21 protein-coding genes are annotated in these 20,118 nt (G+C 63.8%); 14 read left to right on the top strand and 7 right to left on the bottom strand.

Translation table 11 applies throughout. The annotated features are described in order from the left end of the window. The first annotated feature begins 15 nt into the window (after positions 1 to 15). The 7 genes from pheT (at position 16) to BWR02_RS00465 (ending at position 7,740) form a co-directional block, all read left to right on the top strand. Entirely contained in the window at positions 16 to 2,394 is a 2,379-nt protein-coding gene (pheT, locus tag BWR02_RS00495; RefSeq protein WP_139555833.1) for a phenylalanine--tRNA ligase subunit beta, read from the top strand. Between the two features lie 4 nt (positions 2,395 to 2,398). Beyond that, positions 2,399 to 2,725: an integration host factor subunit alpha gene (locus BWR02_RS00490; RefSeq protein ID WP_129882582.1), complete on the top strand. Its 327-nt coding sequence runs from the start codon at positions 2,399 to 2,401 to the stop codon at positions 2,723 to 2,725. Between the two features lie 92 nt (positions 2,726 to 2,817). Continuing rightward, a complete protein-coding gene (locus BWR02_RS00485) occupies positions 2,818 to 3,243 on the top strand; it encodes a secondary thiamine-phosphate synthase enzyme YjbQ (RefSeq protein ID WP_139555832.1) in 426 nt (141 codons plus the stop codon). 98 nt (positions 3,244 to 3,341) lie between these two features. Then, positions 3,342 to 4,373 (top strand): N-acetyl-gamma-glutamyl-phosphate reductase, encoded by a 1,032-nt coding sequence (gene argC / locus BWR02_RS00480; RefSeq protein ID WP_139555831.1) that lies wholly within the window; start codon positions 3,342 to 3,344, stop codon positions 4,371 to 4,373. After that, positions 4,370 to 5,329, top strand: coding sequence for a 50S ribosomal protein L3 N(5)-glutamine methyltransferase (gene prmB / locus BWR02_RS00475; RefSeq protein WP_139555830.1), 960 nt, complete (start codon positions 4,370 to 4,372; stop codon positions 5,327 to 5,329). The genes argC and prmB overlap by 4 nt, the downstream gene beginning before the upstream one ends. 25 nt (positions 5,330 to 5,354) lie before the next feature. Then, positions 5,355 to 6,455, top strand: coding sequence for a chorismate synthase (aroC, locus tag BWR02_RS00470; RefSeq protein ID WP_139555829.1), 1,101 nt, complete (start codon positions 5,355 to 5,357; stop codon positions 6,453 to 6,455). A 28-nt stretch (positions 6,456 to 6,483) separates the two neighbouring features. Then, positions 6,484 to 7,740, top strand: a complete 1,257-nt coding sequence (locus BWR02_RS00465; protein WP_139555828.1) for an MFS transporter — start codon at positions 6,484 to 6,486, stop codon at positions 7,738 to 7,740. 102 nt (positions 7,741 to 7,842) lie between these two features. Here BWR02_RS00465 and BWR02_RS00460 read toward each other — a convergent pair whose 3' ends face one another. Continuing rightward, positions 7,843 to 8,424 (bottom strand): FxDxF family PEP-CTERM protein, encoded by a 582-nt coding sequence (locus BWR02_RS00460; RefSeq protein ID WP_162559952.1) that lies wholly within the window; start codon positions 8,422 to 8,424, stop codon positions 7,843 to 7,845. Positions 8,425 to 8,846: 422 nt separating this feature from the next. Between BWR02_RS00460 and dapC the strand changes: the two genes are divergently transcribed. The 7 genes from dapC to BWR02_RS00425 all read left to right on the top strand — a co-directional run bounded on the left by dapC (position 8,847) and on the right by BWR02_RS00425 (position 13,629). Then, positions 8,847 to 10,046 (top strand): succinyldiaminopimelate transaminase, encoded by a 1,200-nt coding sequence (gene dapC / locus BWR02_RS00455; RefSeq protein WP_139555826.1) that lies wholly within the window; start codon positions 8,847 to 8,849, stop codon positions 10,044 to 10,046. A gap of 5 nt (positions 10,047 to 10,051) precedes the next feature. Next, a complete protein-coding gene (gene dapD / locus BWR02_RS00450) occupies positions 10,052 to 10,867 on the top strand; it encodes a 2,3,4,5-tetrahydropyridine-2,6-dicarboxylate N-succinyltransferase (protein ID WP_129882574.1) in 816 nt (271 codons plus the stop codon). A 76-nt stretch (positions 10,868 to 10,943) separates the two neighbouring features. Next, positions 10,944 to 11,351, top strand: coding sequence for a hypothetical protein (locus BWR02_RS00445; protein WP_139555825.1), 408 nt, complete (start codon positions 10,944 to 10,946; stop codon positions 11,349 to 11,351). Positions 11,352 to 11,468: 117 nt separating this feature from the next. Continuing rightward, positions 11,469 to 11,681 (top strand): twin-arginine translocase TatA/TatE family subunit, encoded by a 213-nt coding sequence (gene tatA / locus BWR02_RS00440; RefSeq protein WP_129882572.1) that lies wholly within the window; start codon positions 11,469 to 11,471, stop codon positions 11,679 to 11,681. A 6-nt stretch (positions 11,682 to 11,687) separates the two neighbouring features. Next, entirely contained in the window at positions 11,688 to 12,026 is a 339-nt protein-coding gene (tatB, locus tag BWR02_RS00435) for a Sec-independent protein translocase protein TatB (protein WP_139555824.1), read from the top strand. Further along, on the top strand, positions 12,019 to 12,789 hold the full coding sequence (gene tatC, locus BWR02_RS00430; protein WP_139555823.1) for a twin-arginine translocase subunit TatC: 771 nt from the start codon (positions 12,019 to 12,021) through the stop codon (positions 12,787 to 12,789). The genes tatB and tatC overlap by 8 nt, the downstream gene beginning before the upstream one ends. A 96-nt stretch (positions 12,790 to 12,885) precedes the next feature. After that, entirely contained in the window at positions 12,886 to 13,629 is a 744-nt protein-coding gene (locus tag BWR02_RS00425) for an SAM hydrolase/SAM-dependent halogenase family protein (RefSeq protein ID WP_236101783.1), read from the top strand. Between the two features lie 39 nt (positions 13,630 to 13,668). On the opposite strand, the gene BWR02_RS00420 is transcribed toward BWR02_RS00425, so the two are convergent. The 6 genes from BWR02_RS00420 to hypF all read right to left on the bottom strand — a co-directional run bounded on the left by BWR02_RS00420 (position 13,669) and on the right by hypF (position 20,109). Then, a complete protein-coding gene (locus BWR02_RS00420; RefSeq protein WP_139555822.1) occupies positions 13,669 to 14,682 on the bottom strand; it encodes an HAD family hydrolase in 1,014 nt (337 codons plus the stop codon). A gap of 117 nt (positions 14,683 to 14,799) precedes the next feature. After that, entirely contained in the window at positions 14,800 to 15,120 is a 321-nt protein-coding gene (locus BWR02_RS00415) for a hypothetical protein (RefSeq protein ID WP_139555821.1), read from the bottom strand. 153 nt (positions 15,121 to 15,273) lie between these two features. Continuing rightward, on the bottom strand, positions 15,274 to 16,134 hold the full coding sequence (ypfJ, locus tag BWR02_RS00410) for a KPN_02809 family neutral zinc metallopeptidase (RefSeq protein WP_139555820.1): 861 nt from the start codon (positions 16,132 to 16,134) through the stop codon (positions 15,274 to 15,276). Positions 16,135 to 16,239: 105 nt separating this feature from the next. Next, positions 16,240 to 16,611, bottom strand: a complete 372-nt coding sequence (gene smbP / locus BWR02_RS00405; protein WP_139555819.1) for a small metal-binding protein SmbP — start codon at positions 16,609 to 16,611, stop codon at positions 16,240 to 16,242. A 137-nt stretch (positions 16,612 to 16,748) separates the two neighbouring features. Beyond that, positions 16,749 to 17,768: a hydrogenase expression/formation protein HypE gene (gene hypE, locus BWR02_RS00400; RefSeq protein WP_139555818.1), complete on the bottom strand. Its 1,020-nt coding sequence runs from the start codon at positions 17,766 to 17,768 to the stop codon at positions 16,749 to 16,751. 16 nt (positions 17,769 to 17,784) lie between these two features. Continuing rightward, entirely contained in the window at positions 17,785 to 20,109 is a 2,325-nt protein-coding gene (gene hypF, locus BWR02_RS00395) for a carbamoyltransferase HypF (protein WP_139555817.1), read from the bottom strand. Positions 20,110 to 20,118 lie beyond the last annotated feature (9 nt).

Genomic DNA, 20,118 nt, shown 5'->3' with positions numbered 1-20,118 from the left:
TTTTCGGACGGTATCATGCGACTCAGTGAACGGTGGCTCAGGACCTATGTAGACCCCGCGGCGGACAGTGGCCAACTGGTGCACCAGTTGACCATGGCCGGTCTGGAAGTCGACAGCGCAGTTCCGGCTGCGCCGGCGTTTTCCGGTGTCGTCGTCGCGGAAGTCGAAGCCATTGCGCCGCACCCGCAAGCGGACCGACTCAAAGTGTGCCAGGTCGGCATCGGTGCGGCTCAGCCGTTGCAGATCGTCTGTGGCGCGCCGAATGTGGCGGTGGGGATGCGCGCACCCTTGGCTGTCGAAGGTGCCCGGTTACCGGGTGGCATGGCGATCGGCCGGTCGAAGCTGCGCGGTGTCGAATCGCAGGGCATGCTCTGCTCGGCCAAGGAACTGGGGCTGGAGGATAGTGCGTCGGGACTGTTGCCACTCCCCGTCGATGCCCCAGTCGGCCAGGATTTCCGCGAGTACCTGGACCTCGACGATCAGATCCTGGAAGTCGACCTGACCCCAAACCGTGCCGACTGCCTCAGCGTGGAAGGCATTGCGCGCGAGGTTGCCGTGCTTTTTGGGCAGGCAGCGCCGGAGCCGGTGTCGCCATCCATCGCGGTCATCGGCAGCGAGGTCTTTCCGGTTGCCGTGACGGCGCCGGAAGCCTGCCCGCGTTACCTGGGCCGGATCATCCGGAACATTCGTGGCGGCGTCGTCACGCCGCTATGGATGAAGGAGCGCTTGCGCCGCAGTGGCGTAAGATCGCTGGATCCCGTCGTCGACGTGACCAACTATGTCCTGCTGGAACTCGGGCAGCCGCTGCACGCCTTCGATCTGGCCCGACTGAAGGGCGCGATCGAGGTCCGCTTTGCGCGCGCCGGAGACCGTCTGACCTTGCTGAACGACCAGACCGTCGAGCCCGATACGGACACGCTGGTGATTGCCGACCGCGATCGCCCGCTGGCCCTGGCCGGGATCATGGGCGGTCGCGATTCCGCCGTGACGGCCGAGACGCGCGACCTGTTCGTCGAGTGTGCCTTCTTTGCACCGACGGCGATCAGCGGGCGCGCGCGTCGCTATGGCTTGGCGACGGAGTCCTCGCATCGCTTCGAGCGCGGCGTTGATCCCGAACTCCAGATGCGGGCGATCGAGCGTTGCACGCAGTTGATCATCGATCTGGTCGGCGGCGAGCCCGGTCCGGTGTTCGACGTTAGTGAACCCGGCACTTTGCCGGTGCGCGATGAAATCGTCCTGCGCGCCGATCGAGTCGAAAAGGTGCTCGGGCTTGCGATCGACGCGGATTTGGTCGAGAGCATCCTGCGACGCCTGTCGATGCAGGTCTCGAGTCACAGCGATGGATGGCGCGTCCGTCCTCCCAGTTTCCGCTTCGATATCACCCGAGAGATCGATCTGATTGAAGAAGTGGGGCGGGTCTACGGCTACGACCGCATTCCGCAGCGGGCGCCCATGCTGCCGGCCACGATGCAGCCGGCCACCGAACACCGGCTCGACGCCGACCGGTTCCGGGATGCGCTCGTTGATCGCGGATATCAGGAGGCGATTACCTACAGTTTCGTGGAGCCGACGCTGTTGCAGCGTCTGGAGCCGGACGTGCCGTCACTAGCGGTCAAGAACCCGATCTCCGCCGAAATGGCCGTGATGAGGACGACTCTGTGGGCGGGCTTGCTCGATGCCGCGCTGAAGAATCAGGCACGCCAGGAATCGCGTGTGAGGCTGTTCGAGGTCGGCGCGAAGTTCATCAATGCTCCCGAAGGCTTGCAGCAGCCGAACGTGCTCGCCGGTCTGGCGATGGGGCCGCGATGGCCGGAGCAATGGTCCGCGGCGGCGGGTGAAATCGACTTCTTCGACATCAAGGGTGACCTCGAGGCGATGTTCATGCTTTCCGGCCGTGCCACCGAGTTGAGCTTCGTCACGGCCGAACATCCGGCTCTGCACCCGGGGCAGACGGCCGCCATTCTGATTGCGGGTCAGCGTGCCGGTTGTCTGGGGATGCTGCACCCGGCGTTGCAAAAGTCGCTCGGATTCGGGCAGAACGTTTTCCTCTTTGAACTCGAACTGGCCCAGAGTCTGGGGCGTCGGGTACCCCGCTTCACGCCACTGTCGAAATTCCCGCGCGTTCGTCGTGATCTGGCTGTCGTCGTCGATGAGGTCATTACAAGCGCAGACGTGGTGGCTTGCGTGAGGGCCGCCGGGGAAGATCTCATCCGCCGCGTCGTGCTGTTCGACGTGTATCAGGGCACCGGCATAGCGGACGGGAAGAAGAGCATCGCGTTCGGCCTGATCCTCCAGGCGGACGATGAGACATTGACGGACGCGCGCGTCGACCAGGTCGTTGGACTGGTCATGGAGCGGTTAACAACTGAACTGGCTGCCGAATTGAGGGCTTGAACCGATGGCACTGACAAAAGCCGATATGGTCGAAAAACTGCTCACCGAGGTCGGGCTCGGTCGGAAGGACGCGAAAGAACTGGTGGACGAGTTCTTCGAAGCCATCAAGAGCGCACTCGCATCGGGCTCACCGATAAAGCTGTCCGGATTCGGGAATTTCGATCTCCGCGACAAGCGGCAACGACCTGGCCGGAACCCGAAGACCGGAGAGGAAATCCCGGTCACCGCACGCCGTGTCGTCACCTTCAAGGCGGGCCAGAAACTCAAGGCCCGCGTCGAGCAATCCCGACTCGAGCCGCCCCCGCACCAGCGTGACGAGAGCGCGGGCTGACAGCGGTGCGTGGCCGTGCTCCCGCCGGTCGGGCGCGCCCCAGTGGAGCACGCACGCGAATTGTTCGGTGACTTTCGCGGCTAGTCGATAGCATGCGGGCGCTGCTCCGGTTGCAATCGACGGCCCGGGAACAGCTGATCGACGTGACTCGCCAGGTGAGCGATCTGGTGGAGCAAAGCGCGGTCCGCGATGGTATCGTGGTCCTTTACGCTCAGGGCGCCACGGCCGCGATGATGATCCAGGAAAATTGGGACGACAGCGTTCCGCGTGATGTCCTGAGCCTGTTGCGCGGTCTGATACCCAAGGGTGTCTGGCAGCATGACCAGCAGCAGGACGGGAATGGGGACGCCCATCTTAAGGCGGGGCTGGTGGGGCCCTCGGAGACCATTCCGGTCATCGATGGCCGGCTGGGCCTATCACGGTGGCAAAACGTTTTCTTTTGCGAATTCGACGGACCGCGCTCGGAACGCACGATCGTCTGTACAGTTATTTCCGACCGGTGGGGTGCGAGCGACTGACGTCTCTTCCTTGCATGCGTCCTGTCGCGGCTGCGGACAGGTCCTCGGTGAGCCCGGTCTTCACGACGCGGAAACATTAGCTGGAACGAACAACGACTATGGTCGACGTAGGCATCGTCGGAGGTACCGGGTACACCGGCGTCGAATTGTTGCGCCTGCTCGCGCTGCATCCGCAAATCCGCATCACCGCCGTCACGTCGCGGGCCGATGTCGGCCGCCCCGTGGCGGAGGCTTATCCGAATCTTCGCGGTGCGGTCGAGGCCCATTTCGTTCCGGCCGAGGTCGCGTCGCTGATGGATTGCGATGTCGTTTTTTTCGCCACGCCCAATGGCACCGCCATGCGGATGGCGCCTGAACTGCTGGCACGCGGCATCCGCGTCATCGACCTCGCGGCGGATTTTCGCCTTACCGACCCCGATACCTGGGCAGAATGGTACGGTGAGCCGCATGCGTGTCCGCAGCTATTGCCTGAAGCCGTGTACGGTCTGCCCGAGGTCAATCGGGAGTTCATTCGCGCCGCTCGCCTGATTGCGTGTCCAGGCTGTTATCCGACGGCGGTTCAACTCGGCTTTCTGCCGTTGTTGGAGGCCGGTCTGATCCGGTTCGATGGACTTATCGCAGACGTCAAGTCAGGGGTCAGCGGTGCGGGGCGCAAGGCCGAGTTGCCGCTGCTGATGAGCGAGACCGGGGAAAGCTTCAAGGCCTACAGCGCAGCGCGTCACCGCCACTGGCCGGAGATCGTCCAAGGCCTCGAGCGACGGGTCGGCGCGCCGGTCGGCTTGACGTTCGTGCCGCATCTGTTACCCATGATACGCGGCATCCACGCGACGCTGTATGCCCAACTCGCCGACCCGGCGGCGGACCTTCAGCAGGCCTTCGAAACCCGGTACGCGGACGAGCCTTTCGTCGACGTGCTGCCGGCTGGTTCCCATCCCGATACGCGCAACGTCAAGGGGTCGAATCGTTGTCAGATCGCCGTTCATCGTCCGCAAGGGGGCAGCACCGTTGTGGTGTTGGCGGTGATCGACAATCTCGTGAAGGGAGCCGCGGGCCAGGCAGTGCAATGCATGAATCTGGCGTTGGGCTGGGACGAGGATCTGGGTCTGCGCGGTATCGGGTTGTACCCATGACGAACGAGTCTCGGACGACGGTCGTCGGAACATTGGCGACGATTCGCGACTACATCCGGTGGGCCTCCAGCCGCTTCGCCGCAGCGGGATTGTGTTTTGGCCATGGCACTGCGACCGCATTCGATGAAGCCGCGGCGCTGGTCCTGCATACGCTGCACCAGCCGCATGATTTGCCGGCGATCTACCTCGGGGCGGCGTTGACGCCGGAGGAGCGCGCGCGCATCGTCGATCGGGTGGAGCAGCGCATCGCGGAGCGCAAGCCGCTGGCTTATCTGCTCGGCGAGGCCTGGTTTGGTGGACTCGCATTCCGGGTCGACGAGCGCGTGCTGGTGCCGCGCTCCCCACTGGCCGAACTCATCCTGAATCGCTTCGTGCCGTGGATAGATCCCGAGCAGATCCAGTCGGTGCTCGATTTATGTACAGGCTCAGGCTGTATTGCGATCCTGTGTGCGCATGTCTTCCCGGAGGCTGCCATCGATGCGGTGGACGTATCTCAGGAAGCCCTCGCTGTTGCCAGGGAAAACGTACAGCGCCACGGCGTCGAGGACGCCGTCGAGTTGATCGGCTCCGACCTGTTTGCCGGTCTGGGGGCCGCTCGCTACGACATCATCGTCAGCAACCCCCCGTATGTCAGCTGCGGCGAGTGGGAAGCCTTGCCGGCCGAGTACCACGCGGAGCCTCGACTGGGGCTGGAGTCGGGGGAAGACGGACTCGATTGCGTGCGTCGGATCCTCGCCGGGGCGATCCATCATCTGAACCCCGAGGGCGTTCTCGTCGTCGAAGTCGGCAGTAGTGCCGAAGCCCTGATGGCGGCGTACCCGGCAGTGCCGTTCACCTGGCTCGACTTCGAGCATGGCGGAGATGGTGTATTCCTGCTCACTGCCCGGGAACTCGCGGAGCACCGGGGAGTCTTCGAGTCCGGCGTGCGGCGCTTCGACGACAGGCCGGGTCAATGAAACACTGGCGACCACGGAACTTCTGATGTCCGGCAACACGATCGGCAAGCTCTTCACGCTCACGTCCTTTGGCGAGAGCCACGGTCCTGCGATTGGCTGTATCGTCGATGGCTGTCCACCCGGACTGCCGCTGACCGAGGCGGATTTGCAGGTCGAGCTGGAGCGCCGGCGGCCGGGCAAGAGCCGCCACACGACGCAGCGCCGTGAACCGGACGAGGTGAAGATCCTGTCGGGTGTCTTCGAAGGCAAGACCACCGGGGTGCCCATCGGGCTGCTGATTGAGAACGTCGACCAGCGTTCCAAGGACTACGGCAATCTCGCCGACAGTTTTCGGCCCGGACACGCCGATTACGCCTACCACATGAAGTACGGGACACGCGATTACCGCGGGGGCGGGCGCTCATCGGCGCGGGAAACCGCGATGCGGGTGGCCGGCGGCGCGATTGCCAAGAAGTACCTTCGGACACGCCTCGGCATCGAGATCCGCGGTTATCTGGCGCAACTGGGCCCGATTCGGGCCGAGCGCGTCGTTTGGGATGAGATCGACAACAACCCGTTTTTCTGTCCGGACCCGGATCAGGTTCCGGCGCTGGAAGACTACATGGACCGGCTACGCAAGGAGGGCGATTCGATCGGCGCGCGTATCAACGTCGTCGCGACGGGCGTGCCGCCCGGACTGGGAGAGCCGATCTTCGACCGGCTGGACGCCGAACTGGCCTATGCGCTGATGAGCATCAACGCCGTCAAGGCCGTCGAAATTGGCGACGGGTTTGCTTGCGTCGAGACGAAGGGTACGGCGTTTCGAGATGAAATCACCCCTACAGGCTTCCTGAGCAATCACGCAGGCGGTGTGCTCGGGGGCATTTCGACGGGCCAGGACATCGTTGCCAGCATCGCGCTGAAGCCGACGTCCAGTCTGCGCTTGCCCGGTCAGACGATCAACGTTCGAGGCGAGCCGGTCGAGGTCATCACGACCGGCCGCCACGACCCCTGTGTCGGCATCCGTGCCACGCCGATTGCCGAGGCAATGATGGCGCTGGTGCTGATGGATCACTGGCTGCGCCATCGCGCACAGAATGCCGACGTCGAGATCCCGTTGCAGCCGGTTCCGGCCGGCCGGTCGTGACCGTTCCGCGCAGCTTTCTCGGCGGCGGATGACCGGACCGCAGGCGCTTCCGTACTGGCGCCTCTCCGGCTTCTATTTCTGGTACTTCACCGCGCTCGGGGCGTTCCTGCCCTACTGGAGCCTGTATCTCGCTTCGCTGAACTTTTCGGCCGCGGAGATCGGGCAACTCATGGCGCTGGTCGCTGGAACCAAAGTCGTTGCGCCGAATATCTGGGGCTGGCTGGCGGATCGGACGGGCGCCGACCTGCGGCTGATCCGATGGGCGGGCTTTGCCACCGTCCTCGCCTTTGCGGCTCTCCCGTGGCGCGCCGGCTTCTGGTGGTTGTTCTGGATAACCCTGGCCTTCAGCTTCTTCTGGAATGCCTGTCTGCCGTTGTTCGAAGCGCTGACCCTGCGACAGCTGGCGGGTCAGGTGGAGCGCTACAGCCAGATTCGCGTCTGGGGCTCCATCGGTTTCATACTGGCGGTCATGCTGCTCGGATCGGCCCTCAGCCATGATCGGGTTACGCTGGCGCAGTTGCCGATCGTGGTGGGCCTGTTACTCGGCTGCGAATGGCTTGCCAGCCTCGTGATCCCGAACCGCGGCGCTCCGGCCTCGCGGCACGGTGACCGCTTCGTAAGGACCCTCTGGCGCAGGGAAGTGGTCGCGTTCTTCGCCGTTGTGATGCTGCTGCAAGCCTCGCACGGACCGTACTACGTGTTCTTCTCGATTTATCTCGAAGAGCGGGGTTTCGATCCGGAGCAGATCGGACAATTCTGGGTGCTGGGCGTGCTGGCGGAGATCGCCTTGTTCGTGTCGGCACCACGCTTGCTGCGACGGTACACGCTGCGCCGAATCCTGCTGGCGAGCCTGCTGTTGGGGGTACTCCGCTGGCTGTTGATCGGGTGGGCAGTCGAGAATGTCGCTCTCCTCTGCCTGGCCCAATTGCTACATGGCGCGAGTTTCGGTGCGACGCACGCAGTCGGCATCCAGCTGACGCAGTCTTATTTTTCCGGCCGCCATCGCAACAAGGGACAGGCGCTATACAGCAGTGCGAGCTTTGGATTGGGCGGTGCCCTGGGAAGCCTGCTCAGCGGAGAGGCCTGGGGGCCTTTTGGCGCGGGTGGGGTGTTTTCGGGTGCCGCGGCGGCCTGCTTGCTGGCGTGGCTTATCGCCTGGCTATGGGTGGAACGGCGGAGGCCGGGCTTCCCCGCTGACCCGTTGCACGGTGATCGGGAGAAAACGAAATCCCAATCCCCACAGGCTTTCGATTCCATCCGGGGTAGCGGGCTCAATTCCCGGTAAACCGACGGCGCGCCTATTCACGACCGTCGGTTCCAGATGAATCCGGTCCGGCACCAGCCCCCGGGGTTGAGTCGTTCCGGGCGCCGGGTCGAACCCTTCGCGTCAGGCGGGCAGGGCGGTCAGCGGGGTTTCGCTCCCGACTGCCAGTTGCCGCTGCTTGCGACGAACCTGATAGCCCATGAGACCGGCGCCGAGGATCATTAGCGCCCATTCTTCCGGCTCCGGCACGGGAGCGGCAATTGCGCCGGCGCTGAACTTATAGGCGCCGCGACCGAAGCTCGGCTTCAGCTTGCCGCCGATGCGAACCTGATACGAGCCCTCGTCCAGACTGCCCGCGAAACTCGCAAGCCGGCCGCCACGCACACGAGCGATCACGTTGTTCTCGTTGTCCATGAGCTTCATCCGGACGCTGCTCCACTGGACCTGCTTACCGAGCTTGCCGCCACCGAACATCCGCGTCAGATTGACGTCTGCATCTTTCGAAAGGTCGAATTTGAAAGTGTCACGGAAGTTGCCGTGGGTCTTGTTGGCCCTGACGACATGACGTCCGGTGTTGCCGGAGGCGGTAGCCACCGTGCTCGGGGACAACAGATCACCCATCTGGTAAACCTTGGCGCTGGCCGGTGCCGCCAGTACCAGCGCGGTTGCAACGATGAACGCTTTTCCGAGGAAGGCGTGCTTCATGAACTTCTCCAAATTCGCGGGTTGATCGACGTTTCTTTCGGGCACCGTGAGTTGCATCTGGCACCGTTGCGCACCATAAAGCGAAGAATATGCCAACGCCAAAAAATCTAAGTGAGACAGTACTCAAGTTCGGTATTTGGGCGAAATGGGCCATTCGAACACCCTGACTGTAAAGTTTTCGAACAGCCCCTGCGCGAAAAGCGCAGGTAACGCCCGGAAGGCGAGCCCGGGGGCTCCGAGGACAGGTACCCGAGCGACCTCTCCGTCGGAGCAGTTTCCTGCCGCGCGTGCGGCAGATCCGCAGCCATGGAACCCGTTGGTGCGATCCTCTATACTTGCGGCCCTGCAGGTAACCGGCCCCCTTCTGCCGCGGTTGAGCCGGGATTTCGCGCCCGCTGCGCGCGGCTGATCATTGCCTCAACATGAATCCGCGACTGTCCGCTCTTCAGCCCTATCCCTTCGAACGACTCGGTGCGCTCAGGCAAGGCGTGACGCCGCCTGCGGGATTACCGCCCATCGCGCTCTCCATCGGCGAACCCCAGCATTCCACCCCCGCGCTCATCACGGAGGCACTGGTCGCAAACCTGGGTGGTCTGAGCCGCTATCCGCTGACCAGGGGACTTCCGGAGTTGCGGCAGTCGATTGCGGCGTGGTTGACCCGCCGGTTCGAGTTGCCGACTGAGGCCGTCGATCCGGACCGACACGTGCTCCCGGTCAACGGTACCCGTGAGGCCTTGTTTTCGTTCGCGCAAGCCGTGGTCGATGCGGCGCGGCGCCCGTTGGTGGTGATGCCCAACCCCTTCTACCAGATCTATGAAGGCGCCGCCCTGTTGGCCGGCGCGACGCCGTACTTTGTCAACGGAGGGGTCGACACGGGCTTTCTGCCCGAGTTCGATGCGGTGCCGGCTGCGGTCTGGCAGCGGTGCGAGCTGCTCTATGTCTGTTCTCCGGGAAACCCCAGCGGTGCGGTGCTGAGTACCGCAGCCTTGCAGCGATTGATCGCACTGGCCGATCGCCACGACTTCGTGATCGCATCGGACGAGTGCTATTCGGAGATCTATCGGGACGACAACGTGCCGCCTCCCGGCCTGTTGAGCGCGGCGGCTGCGATGGGCAACACCGACTTCCGGCGTTGCGTCGTGTTTCACAGTTTGTCGAAGCGCTCGAATGCGCCCGGCCTGCGTTCCGGTTTCGTGGCGGGAGACGCGGACATAATTCGCCAATACGGTCTTTACCGAACGTATCACGGTTGTGCGATGTCTTTGCCGGTGCAACATGCCAGCATCGCCGCCTGGGAAGACGAATCGCATGTGCAGGAAAACCGGCGTTTGTATCGCGAGAAGTTCGCGGCCTTCCGCAGCGTGCTCGGGGAACTGCTGGATGTATCGCAGCCCGAGGGGGGGTTCTATTGCTGGACCCGAACCCCCGGCAGTGATCAACAGTTTGCCCGCGAGTTGTACGCGGAACAAAATGTGACCGTGCTGCCGGGAAGTTTCCTGTCTCGGCTAGCGCACGGTCGTGACCCCGGCGCCGAGTACGTCAGAATGGCCCTTGTGGCGTCCCTGGATGAATGCGTCGACGCGGCGCATCGCATCGCCCACTTTGTCAACAGTCGCGGATGAGTCCTATGTCCCTCGAAACCATCATCGAAAAGGCCTTTGAACAGCGGTCGGAGATTACGCCGGCCACAGCGTCCCCGGAACTCCGTGAGGCCGTGGGGGAGTCGCTGCAGCTGCTGGACAGCGGGCGGGCCCGGGTCGCGGAACCGACGCCTGCCGGCTGGGTCGTGCATCAATGGCTGAAAAAGGCCGTTCTGCTGTCATTCCGGATCAACGATAACCGAGTCATGGATGGTGGCGAGACGCGCTATTTCGACAAGGTCGAGCCCAAATTCGGTAGTTTCGGCCCTGATGATTTCCGCCGGACCGGAGCGAGGGTCGTGCCGCCGGCAGCCGTCCGGCAGGGCGCCTACATCGCGCCGAACGTCGTGCTGATGCCGTCGTTTGTCAACATCGGCGCGTTCGTTGATTCGGGCACCATGGTCGATACCTGGGCCACGGTCGGGTCCTGTGCGCAGATCGGCAAGAACGTGCACCTTTCCGGTGGTGTCGGTATCGGGGGTGTTCTGGAGCCGCTGCAGGCGGCGCCGACCATCATCGAGGACGACTGTTTCATCGGCGCACGGTCGGAAGTGGTGGAGGGCGTCATCGTCGAGCGCGGCTCGGTGATTTCCATGGGCGTGTACATCGGGCAGAGCACGAAGATTTATAATCGGATGACGGGTGAGGTTACCTACGGGCGCATCCCCGCCGGCTCAGTCGTCGTCTCGGGCAACCTCCCTGCCCAGGATGGTAGTCACAGCTTGTACTGTGCTGTAATCATCAAGCAAGTCGACGAAAGAACCCGCGGCAAAGTGGGGATCAACGAATTGCTCCGCGACTAGTGTTTGTGCCGGATGGCGGAGATTGCATGCCGGTTGCGGCGAACAATAACGAAATTGACCGAGAGGGATAGGATTGATGAAACGGGCGATGTTCCTGAGTTTCGCGGTGATGGCGGCCTCCCAGGCTTATGCTGCGACCGACCATTACCTCCGCAGAGACGGTGGTCACGTGCAGCACCTGAAGATCACGACGATCGGTGACGAGATCAATGCCGCCATGGATGTGGATTTCGAACCGACTCCGGACGAAGCGGCGCGTGGCGTCAAACCCTGCTCGGTCGATGTCGAGGGGGAGGCCAGGAAGATTGGCGACAAGACGATCCTGTTGAAGAAGCAGATTCCCGGCGAGGCGCACTACTGCTCCATCGAGATCACGTTGGACGCCGATGCCGCCAGGACCAAGCAATCGGACGAGTGCCGCTACTTTCTTGCCAACTTCTGCAAGTTTGATTCGGAAGGCAAGTCATTGCTGAAAATCAAATAGTCACCGGTTTCTGCAAGCCTTTCTATCTGGCTTTGGGCGGCTTCTCTGGCGAGTGCGGGACTTCGTTCCGAACACCGATCGTTGCCGCTCCGAGCCAATATCTACCGAGGTGGTGTCATGGGTTTAGGTGTCTGGGAATTGGTACTGATCTTTCTGATCGTTCTCGTGATCTTCGGTACGAAGCGGTTGCGCAATATTGGCGGTGATCTGGGCGGCGCCATCCGCAGTTTTCGCGGTGCCATGAGCGAGAGCGAGGACAAGGCCGAATCGGGCCGCACGATAGACGCCGAAGCCGTCAAGGAGGATTCCGACAAGCCCCGGACCCCCTAGCCGTCGATGTTCGAAATCGGCTTCTGGGAGATGGTGCTGGTCGGGATCGTTGGACTCCTCGTCTTCGGTCCCGAAAAACTGCCGCGTGTCGCGCGCGAAACGGCTCTCTGGGTCCGCAAGGCGCGTTCCATGGTTTCATCGGTGAAGCAGGAGATCGATCAGGAACTGCAGGTCCAGGATCTTCGCGAATCGCTGAGTAAACAGCGGAAGGCGCTGAGCAACGTCACCATCGACGGTTTGGTCGACCGCCTGTCGGTCGAAGAGCCACAGGCCCCCGCCGAGTCTGGGCAGGTGGACGCCACTCCCGAGCGGCCCCACGTCGAGGAGGTAAGGCGCGATGGTTGATGGCCGTCCACCGGACGATACCGCGCAGACCTTCGTTTCGCATCTGGTCGAGCTTCGGGATCGTCTGCTGCGATCCATCGTCGCGATCCTGCTGATCTTCCTTGGCCTTGCCTACTACGCCAACGACATCTACGCCTTTCTGGCCGGCCCGCTGCTGAAGCATATGCCGGCCGGTACGCAAATGATCGCGATCGAGGTGGCGTCGCCCTTTTTTACGCCATTCAAGCTGACGCTGGTGGTCGCCTTCCTGGCGGCGATCCCTTACGTTCTGTACCAGGCCTGGGCCTTCATTGCCCCAGGTCTGTACCGGCATGAGCGCCGTCTGATGTTGCCGCTGCTGGTGGCCAGTACCCTGTTGTTCTACGGCGGCATCGCCTTCGCATACTTCGTCGTGTTCCCCCTAATCTTCGGTTTCTTGACTGCGGCCGCGCCGAAAGGGGTCACGATGATGACTGACATCACGCGTTATCTCGATTTCGTGCTGACCTTGTTTGTCGCCTTCGGTGCGGCGTTCGAAGTGCCGATCGCCACCATCCTGCTGGTCTGGAGCGGGGTCGTCGATCGCAAGAGCCTCGGCGAGAAGCGCCCGTACATCATCGTCGCCGCGTTCATCGTGGGTGCGGTGCTGACTCCCCCGGACGTGGTTTCGCAATCCCTGCTGGCCATTCCGATGTGGCTGTTGTTCGAACTGGGCCTGATGTTCTCGCGCTTCTTCGTTCCCGCCAGCACCGTTGACGACTCCGTGCAGATCGGCGGTGGCTGACTCGGGGAGGGCAGGCGCCGATATGAGCGCGGCGAACGTCCCGGAGCCTGAAAGCAGAAGGACACCGGGGCCTCGGTCGAGGTTTTCGCCGCACCGATGCGCCCGGCTTCGCCGCAGCGCATGATTCTCCTGTTCACCGATTTTGGCGCCGAAGGGCCCTATCTGGGCCAGATGGAGTCGGTTCTCCTGCAACACGGCAATCGCGATATCGTGCGCCTGATGAACGATGCGCCGCATTTCGACCCGGCCGCCGGCGCATTCCTGCTGGCTGCGCTGGTGCCTTTCACGCCGCCGTCGAGCGTGATTCTCGGTGTCGTCGATCCAGGGGTGGGCGGCGAACGGTCCCCCGTCGCGCTCGAGGCGGATGGTCGATGGTTCGTCGGCCCCGACAATGGCCTCTTCAACACCGCAGCGGCCCGCTGCCGGCGGCCAGCCTGGTTTCGCATCGATTGGCGCCCCCCGTCGCTGACGTCGACCTTCCATGGGCGCGATCTGTTCGCGCCGATCGCGGCCCGTATCGCGCAGCGGGATTTTACCTGGGCGCACACGCCCTATGGGGGTCCCGATCTGACGGCCTGGCCCGACGAATTCGAGCGGGTGATCTACTTTGATGCTTACGGTAATGCGATGACCGGACTGCGTTACCTCCCGACGTTCGCTGGACGGAGGCTTCGTGTCGGGCCGCACTGCCTGCAGGAGGCGCGGACCTTCTCTGCGGTCGGGGCGGGAACGGCGTTCTGGTACTGCAACTCGATCGGCCTGATCGAGATTGCCGTCAATCGCGGTTCCGCGAGGGCCGTTCTCGATTTATCTTTGGGTATGGCAGTAGCTTTTGCTTGATGCCGCCTCTGGCCCGCCGGCCGGGCAGAGCCGTTGATGTCATCGGTCGAACGCGAATACCTTCGCCCAGTCGTCCCGGATACTCACGACGGGCCAGCGCCGGCGTTTGGCTTCGTCCAGCGCCAGTTCGAGATGACCCACGCTGGCCTCCCGGTCATACGCGTATTCGCGGGCTGCGTCCGTATGCCGAATCAAGCCGACGAAACGCGGACCCGAGCCGCCCGAAGTCCATTGCAGCATCTGTAGATCCCCGTCGGCGTTCCCGAATGTCATAAGGGGCCGGCGGCCGATCTGTTGCTGGATACCGACCGGTTTTGCGGCGTGGCTGTTGATGAAATCGATCTCCGGCAGGCGAACCAGGAGCGATTTTCCGTCCGCCATCTCAAATTTGAGTTTGACGCTGCTGCCGATCACGCGCTCTGGCGGTATGCGGTAAACCCGCTCGGACCAGACGCGAATGAAATCCGCACTGCCGCCGGACACGATCCAGTTCTTGAACTCATGACGCTCAAGATAGGCCAGCAGTTCAAGCATCGGCTGATAGGCAAGCTCGCTGTACGGCCGACCGAAACGGGGGTGGCTAGCGTGCGCGAGCCAGTCCTTCACCGCCGCATCGAACTGATCCGTCGTCAGGCCGGAGTGTGTAGCGATCGTCAGTTGTTGCAGTGCGATGGGCCCCTGGGCTGCGAGGCTGGCGTAATTTCCTTCGAGGGCGGCCTTGAAGGGCTGCTTGCTGGGCCATCCGGGAAAGCGCGGAGCGAGCGCGCGCAAGCGCTCGAGCACGAAAACGAACTGGGGGTAGATCGGCTGTTCGACCCAGAGCGTGCCATCGTGATCAAACACCGCAATGCGTTCCGGGACAGGCACGAAATCGGGGCTGTTCGGGCGTGTCACGCGTTCGACGAAGGCCACGATCGCCTGCTTGTTCGCACCCGCAGTCCAGGCCGGTAGCGGATCGACTGCATCAGGCTCTGCCGCCCACGCCGGCGACAGACTCAGGCCGAGAAACAGGAATATCAGGCATCGAAGCGGCATGTGTGCTTTCTTATCCATCGTGTGTTCGAGCGAACAGGCGTCAGCGGTCCGTCAGGGGCGCCGAACTGCGTCCTGGCCGGGAGCAGGTGCATCGCCGGAGTGCCGCGGTGAGCGGATTGCCCGGCCGGCGTTCATTCAGGGATAGGCGTCGAGCTGTTGCTGCAGGTTCTGCGGATCCTGCTGCGAAGCGGAACAACCGCATGCGGCTCTGACCAGATTGCCCATGTTGTCCCCGGAGAACTCTCCGGATGGTCCCGAACAGTCGATCCCTTCGCCGTCGTTGTCGACCGTGCAGGTGATCGATTCCCCGTTGTTCGCACAACGGCCCTGTATCCCCTGATCCGTCCCGAGCCGGACAGGGCGCTTGTCGACGAGCGTGCAAGCCCCGCTCGCCGTGCTCAATAGCGAGGCAGCCAGGGTCAACAACGCGGCGAGATTCGAGTGATGTCGAGTCATGGGATTTCTCCGTGGGATACGGGAATGGTGGCATGAGGCCTTAATCGCAAGCCATCGGCAACCGCCCTCGCGCGGTACCGACGCGCCACAGCCACTCTAAGCGCATGGCGGGCGTGGAAAGCTTGGCTTGGAGCGTGACTGAAGCCAACGGAGTCAACGGCCAAAGGTATCACAGGCCTGCAGACGGCCTTCCTTCAAACCGAGCCGGAACCACTTGGCCCGGTCGGCAGAACTTCCGTGCGTGAAGCTCTCCGGCACGACGTAACCCTGAGTCCGGCGCTGCAGGGTGTCGTCACCGACCGCGGCCGCGGCGCGCAGCCCGTCCTCGATGTCGCCGGGTTCCAGTATGTTCCGCAACTCATGGGCCCGATTCGCCCAGACCCCCGCCAGACAGTCGGCCTGCAACTCCAGCCGGACCGAGAGTTGGTTCGCCTGGGCCTCCCCGGATCGCTGCTGCAGGGACTGCACCTTTTCCGAAATCCCCAGCAATTTCTGGACATGATGGCCTACTTCATGCGCCAGCACGTAGGCTCGGGCGAAGTCGCCCGGGGCTCCGTAACGGTGTTGCAGTTCATCGAAGAAACGCAGATCCACATAGACCTTCTGGTCGAGTGGGCAGTAGAACGGCCCCATCGCTCCCTGCCCGAGGCCGCAGGCCGATGGCGTGGCCCCCGTGTAGAGCACCAATGCGGGTTTGCTGTAGCGAGCGCCCAACTCGTCGAAGATCTGCTCCCAGACGCGTTCCGTGTTGCCCAGCACCTTGGCAACGAAGATCGAGGCCTCATCCTTGGGCCCGGGACGGGCTGGCGTCGCCGCGGTCGAGTGTTGCTCGACGACCTGTCCGCCGACGGACAGGAACCCGAGAATCAGGCGCGGATCGATCCCGAAGTACGCCGCCACGAGGGCAATGACGATCGCCCAGATGCCAAGCTTGCGCTTTCCGAAGCCGGTCGCCGGCCCGGAACCGCGCCGGTCCTCCACATTCGTACTTTCGGATTCATCTTCCAGTCGCATCCTTCGCTACCTCGGTCGGGTTGAATGTCTCTGACGCGGCAGGATCGCTCAGGCGCGTCGTATTGGCAACCGCTATGCGAGGCCTGTTCTGCGATCGATTGTCGGCTAGGGGGCCGGAGCGGGCGTTGCGCTGGCTGCATCGTGGGCACGTTCCAGGTGCGCCTTCGCATCCGATGCGGTATCGGTTGCGCTGGTCGCATTGTAATGGCTGGCATGGTCGATCGCGTTCTTGAGTTCCACCTCGCCTTTTTCGAGGTGCTCGATGACCTCCGGTTGCTGCGCATGTGTTTCCTTTGCCGCCTCGATGTGCTTCAACGCCTCGGACGCATGTTCCCGAATCGACAGCGAGTCACCGGGCGCATTGGCCGCATCCTGGGCATGCTTCAGTGCTTCCTCGGCGTGTTCCGCTGCGGTGGCGATGGACAGTCCCGTCAGCAGGATGAGAGCGATGCCGGTGAGTGTAAGCGCAGGTTTCATCTCGACCTCTTCGGTTCATTGTTGTGCTTCGCGGCTTCCGCGCACTGCGTCGGGGTGCAGGTCGAAAGCCGGACATGATCATATGTCCGAGGGCGGGGGATGAGCCAGCGCCACGCCGGGGCTGCGCGGCCGTGACATCAACAGATACGCGGCAGCGGGTCGTCTTCGAGTTCCTCGAGGATGCGCTCACCCCCCAGGGCCGTCTCCAACACGACGCCGGGACGCCCGGCTGCGATTTCTCCGATGATCGCGGCGTGTCGGTGTCCGAGGCTGCGCAGCGAGGCCAGTGCCGCCGTTGCCGATTCAGGCGAGACTACGGCCGCGATACGGCCTTCGCAGGCCAGGTAGCAGGGATCATAGCCCAGCATGTCGCACACCGCCCGCACCGGGGGGCGGACCGGAATCCGTGCTGCCTGGAGTCGTACCGTGTGGCCCGTGGTTCGCGCGATTTCGTGGGCGACCGTGGCGATGCCGCCGCGTGTAGGATCCCGCATGAAGCGCAGTCCCGGGCCCTTGATCAGCGCCTGAGCGATCGGCAGCACGCTGGTCGCATCCGACTGGAGGTCCCCGCTGAGCCCGAACTGCTCCCGCGCGAGCAGTACCGCCGTGCCGTGGTCGCCGACGGGGCCACTGACGAGGATGCGGTCACCGGCACGGATCCGGTCGAGGCCTAACTGCAAGCCATGGGGCCGGAGCCCGACACCGGTCGTCGCCAGATAAAGGCCACCGCCCTGGCCGCGTCCGACCACCTTGGTATCGCCGGCCACGATACGCACTCCGCTTTCGCGGCTCGCCTCCCCGATACCGCGCACCAGTCGCTCCAGTATCGACAGAGCCAGTCCTTCCTCGATGAAGGCATTGAGCGTCACGTAGCACGGGGTCGCTCCCGACACCGCGAGGTCGTTGACGGTGCCGTGAATCGCCAGGCTGCCGATATTGCCGCCCGGAAACTCCAGCGGATCGACCGTAAAGCCATCCGTCGTGATCAACCACTCGCCATCCCCGGACAAGTCAGGCAACCGCACGGCGTCGGCGTTGGTGTCGAGGTCGGGATTCCCGAGGGCCGGTGCGAAGACGTGTTCGATCAGTTCGCGCATCAGTCGCCCGCCGTTGCCATGGGCCATGGTGATGAAACTGCTGTCGGATGTCGTTGCCATGGGATGCTCAGGGGTGTCAGTAAGAGTCGCCCGGCCGTTGGAGAACGGTTGGATGGGTTGGGGATCCGCCTTGGCTGGCGCGGAGCGCCCTGCTGCGGGCACCGGCCTCGATGATCTGCCCGTAGGCGATGCCGGCATCGTTTCCCGGAATCCCATTCGGTAGCCGTGTCGTGAAGCCGGCGGAAGTCAGGCGCGAAATCGCCTGCTCGGCCAGCAGTCGATTCTGGAAGACCCCGCCTGTCAGGCCTACCCACCCGATGCGATGCCGCGTGCGGACCACGCACGCCAGTTCGGCGATGGCCTGCGCGAGGCTGGAATGAAACAGCGAGGCGCGCTGCGACGCACTGGTGCCTTGGTCGATAAGCGGCGGGATCAGAGGTGCCCAGTCGATGACCAGGACGCCCTCCCGGTCAGGCTGCAACGGCAGCGCTACACACTCGTCCGTGGGGACGGCGAGCGCCTCCAGCATCATCGCGGCCTGTGCTTCGTAACTGGTCGTCGTGGACAGTCCAAGCAATGCGGCTGCGCCATCGAACAACCGGCCCGCCGAATGAGTGACCGGGCTGTTCATCCGGCGTTCCCATGCCTGTCGCAACAGTCCACTTGGCTCCGGGCAGGCGTGCCAGTCGAGCCCCTGTTCCCAGCACAGTGCCAGGGCGCAGCGCCAGGGTGCGCGGCTGGCCAACTCGCCGCCCGGCAATCGGAAAGGACGAAGCGTGCCGACACGCCGCCAGGCGCCGGGGCGGCCCAGCAGGGCCTCGCCGCCCCATAGGTGGCCATCCTCGCCGTAACCGATGCCATCCCAGGTAAAGACCAGGATGTCCTCCGACAGACCGTATTCGCCCGCCAGGGCCGCAGCGTGCGCGTGATGATGGAATACGCGCTCCACCGGCAGGTGACTGCTGCGTGCCCAGCGTGCTGAGCGGTAGCCGGGATGGGCATCGCAGACGATGCGTGCTGCGCGCTGCGCATACAGCGACTGCAGTGCGTCGATGATCTGCTCGAAAATGGCCCCGCTCCGGGGCGATCCAAGGTCCCCGACATGTGGCGAGATCACCACGCGGTCGCCGAAGCCCAGGGCGACGGTATTCTTCAGGTCGGCGCCCAACGCGAGCGTTGGTTCGGCCAGCATGAATGGCAGGGCATACTCCGCGGGTGCGTTGCCTCGGCCGAGGCGCAAGGGGCGCGGAATTCCGGCGATGCGGCGAAAGACCGCGTCATCGGCCGGCCGTCGGATCGGCCGGTCGTGATGCAGAAACGCATCCGCGACCGAACCCAGACGCTGTTCCGCCTGATCACGTTCGGTGAGTACCGGTTCGCCGCTGATGTTCCCCGAAGTGGCCACGAGCGGAGCGCCATAATCCTCGCACAACAGATGGTGCAGCGGGCTGTAGGGCAGCATCACACCGACCTCGGCGAGGTCAGGAGCGATGTTCGGTGCCAGCGGCGACGGGCTCCGCTTGCGGACCAGCACGATGGGCCGCAGCGGCGAGGTCAGCAGATGCTGCTCGCGGGTGTCGGGTTCGGCAATTTCCATGACGCGGTCGAGCCCATCCGCCCCCTGCCATGGCACCAGTACCGCAAGCGGTTTCGTTGGCCGCTGTTTGCGCTGGCGCAGCCGCGCGACCGCCGCTTCGTCGGCCGCGTCGCAGAGCAGGTGATAGCCGCCGACGCCCTTGATGGCAACGATGGCGCCCGACCGCAAGGTGGCCAGGCAGGCGGCAAGCGCCGCTTCGTTACCAACGACCTCGGGTGCCCCGCGGGCGCGGAACGAAAGGCTGGGGCCGCAGTTGGGGCAGGCGAGGGGCTGGGCGTGGTAGCGGCGGTCGGAAGGGTCCAGATACTCGGCGCGGCAATCGGGGCAGAATGCGAACGCGGCCATTGCGGTGTTTGGCCGATCATACGGTAGCCGATCGATCAGCGTATAGCGTGGGCCGCATTGCGTGCAGTTGATGAACGGATAGCGATAACGTCGCTGGGCGGGATCGCGCATTTCCGCCAGGCAGTCGTCGCAGACGAAGTAGTCGGGTGGAATCCGGCCGGCAGCGCCGTCGCCGGTGTCGCTGGCCTGTATCTCGAACTCTCGAAAGCCCCGAGTAACCGCCTTCTCGACCGCAGGCGGCATGACCCGGGACAGCGGTGGCGCGCGTTCCGACAGTTCCCGCACGAAGAGGTCGAGCACGCCCGCGCACGCTTCCGCGTGAATCTCGACACGCCCGGCGCGGTTCCGTACCCACCCGGTGACTTCGAGTTGACGGGCGAGGCGGGCGACGAAGGGGCGGAAGCCGACCCCCTGAACGCGTCCTTCGACCGTGATGAGACGGGCGAGCAACTCACCCATGGCGGCGGT

It is taken from the genome of Methylotetracoccus oryzae, assembly GCF_006175985.1.
Lineage (GTDB): Bacteria > Pseudomonadota > Gammaproteobacteria > Methylococcales > Methylococcaceae > Methylotetracoccus > Methylotetracoccus oryzae.
This window is presented reverse-complemented; position numbering and strand designations above follow the sequence as displayed.

Coding starts and splice junctions, on each gene's coding strand:
- BWR02_RS00465 (WP_139555828.1), top strand. CDS start 6,484: ATGACCGGACCGCAGGCGCTTCCGTACTGGCGCCTCTCCGGCTTCTAT.
- BWR02_RS00425 (WP_236101783.1), top strand. CDS start 12,886: ATGCGCCCGGCTTCGCCGCAGCGCATGATTCTCCTGTTCACCGATTTT.
- prmB (WP_139555830.1), top strand. CDS start 4,370: ATGACGAACGAGTCTCGGACGACGGTCGTCGGAACATTGGCGACGATT.
- BWR02_RS00460 (WP_162559952.1), bottom strand. CDS start 8,424: ATGAAGCACGCCTTCCTCGGAAAAGCGTTCATCGTTGCAACCGCGCTG.
- argC (WP_139555831.1), top strand. CDS start 3,342: ATGGTCGACGTAGGCATCGTCGGAGGTACCGGGTACACCGGCGTCGAA.
- ypfJ (WP_139555820.1), bottom strand. CDS start 16,134: ATGCGACTGGAAGATGAATCCGAAAGTACGAATGTGGAGGACCGGCGC.
- tatC (WP_139555823.1), top strand. CDS start 12,019: ATGGTTGATGGCCGTCCACCGGACGATACCGCGCAGACCTTCGTTTCG.
- pheT (WP_139555833.1), top strand. CDS start 16: ATGCGACTCAGTGAACGGTGGCTCAGGACCTATGTAGACCCCGCGGCG.
- dapD (WP_129882574.1), top strand. CDS start 10,052: ATGTCCCTCGAAACCATCATCGAAAAGGCCTTTGAACAGCGGTCGGAG.
- BWR02_RS00485 (WP_139555832.1), top strand. CDS start 2,818: ATGCGGGCGCTGCTCCGGTTGCAATCGACGGCCCGGGAACAGCTGATC.
- hypF (WP_139555817.1), bottom strand. CDS start 20,109: ATGGGTGAGTTGCTCGCCCGTCTCATCACGGTCGAAGGACGCGTTCAG.
- tatB (WP_139555824.1), top strand. CDS start 11,688: ATGTTCGAAATCGGCTTCTGGGAGATGGTGCTGGTCGGGATCGTTGGA.
- BWR02_RS00490 (WP_129882582.1), top strand. CDS start 2,399: ATGGCACTGACAAAAGCCGATATGGTCGAAAAACTGCTCACCGAGGTC.
- aroC (WP_139555829.1), top strand. CDS start 5,355: ATGTCCGGCAACACGATCGGCAAGCTCTTCACGCTCACGTCCTTTGGC.
- hypE (WP_139555818.1), bottom strand. CDS start 17,768: ATGGCAACGACATCCGACAGCAGTTTCATCACCATGGCCCATGGCAAC.
- BWR02_RS00420 (WP_139555822.1), bottom strand. CDS start 14,682: ATGGATAAGAAAGCACACATGCCGCTTCGATGCCTGATATTCCTGTTT.
- tatA (WP_129882572.1), top strand. CDS start 11,469: ATGGGTTTAGGTGTCTGGGAATTGGTACTGATCTTTCTGATCGTTCTC.
- BWR02_RS00415 (WP_139555821.1), bottom strand. CDS start 15,120: ATGACTCGACATCACTCGAATCTCGCCGCGTTGTTGACCCTGGCTGCC.
- BWR02_RS00445 (WP_139555825.1), top strand. CDS start 10,944: ATGAAACGGGCGATGTTCCTGAGTTTCGCGGTGATGGCGGCCTCCCAG.
- dapC (WP_139555826.1), top strand. CDS start 8,847: ATGAATCCGCGACTGTCCGCTCTTCAGCCCTATCCCTTCGAACGACTC.
- smbP (WP_139555819.1), bottom strand. CDS start 16,611: ATGAAACCTGCGCTTACACTCACCGGCATCGCTCTCATCCTGCTGACG.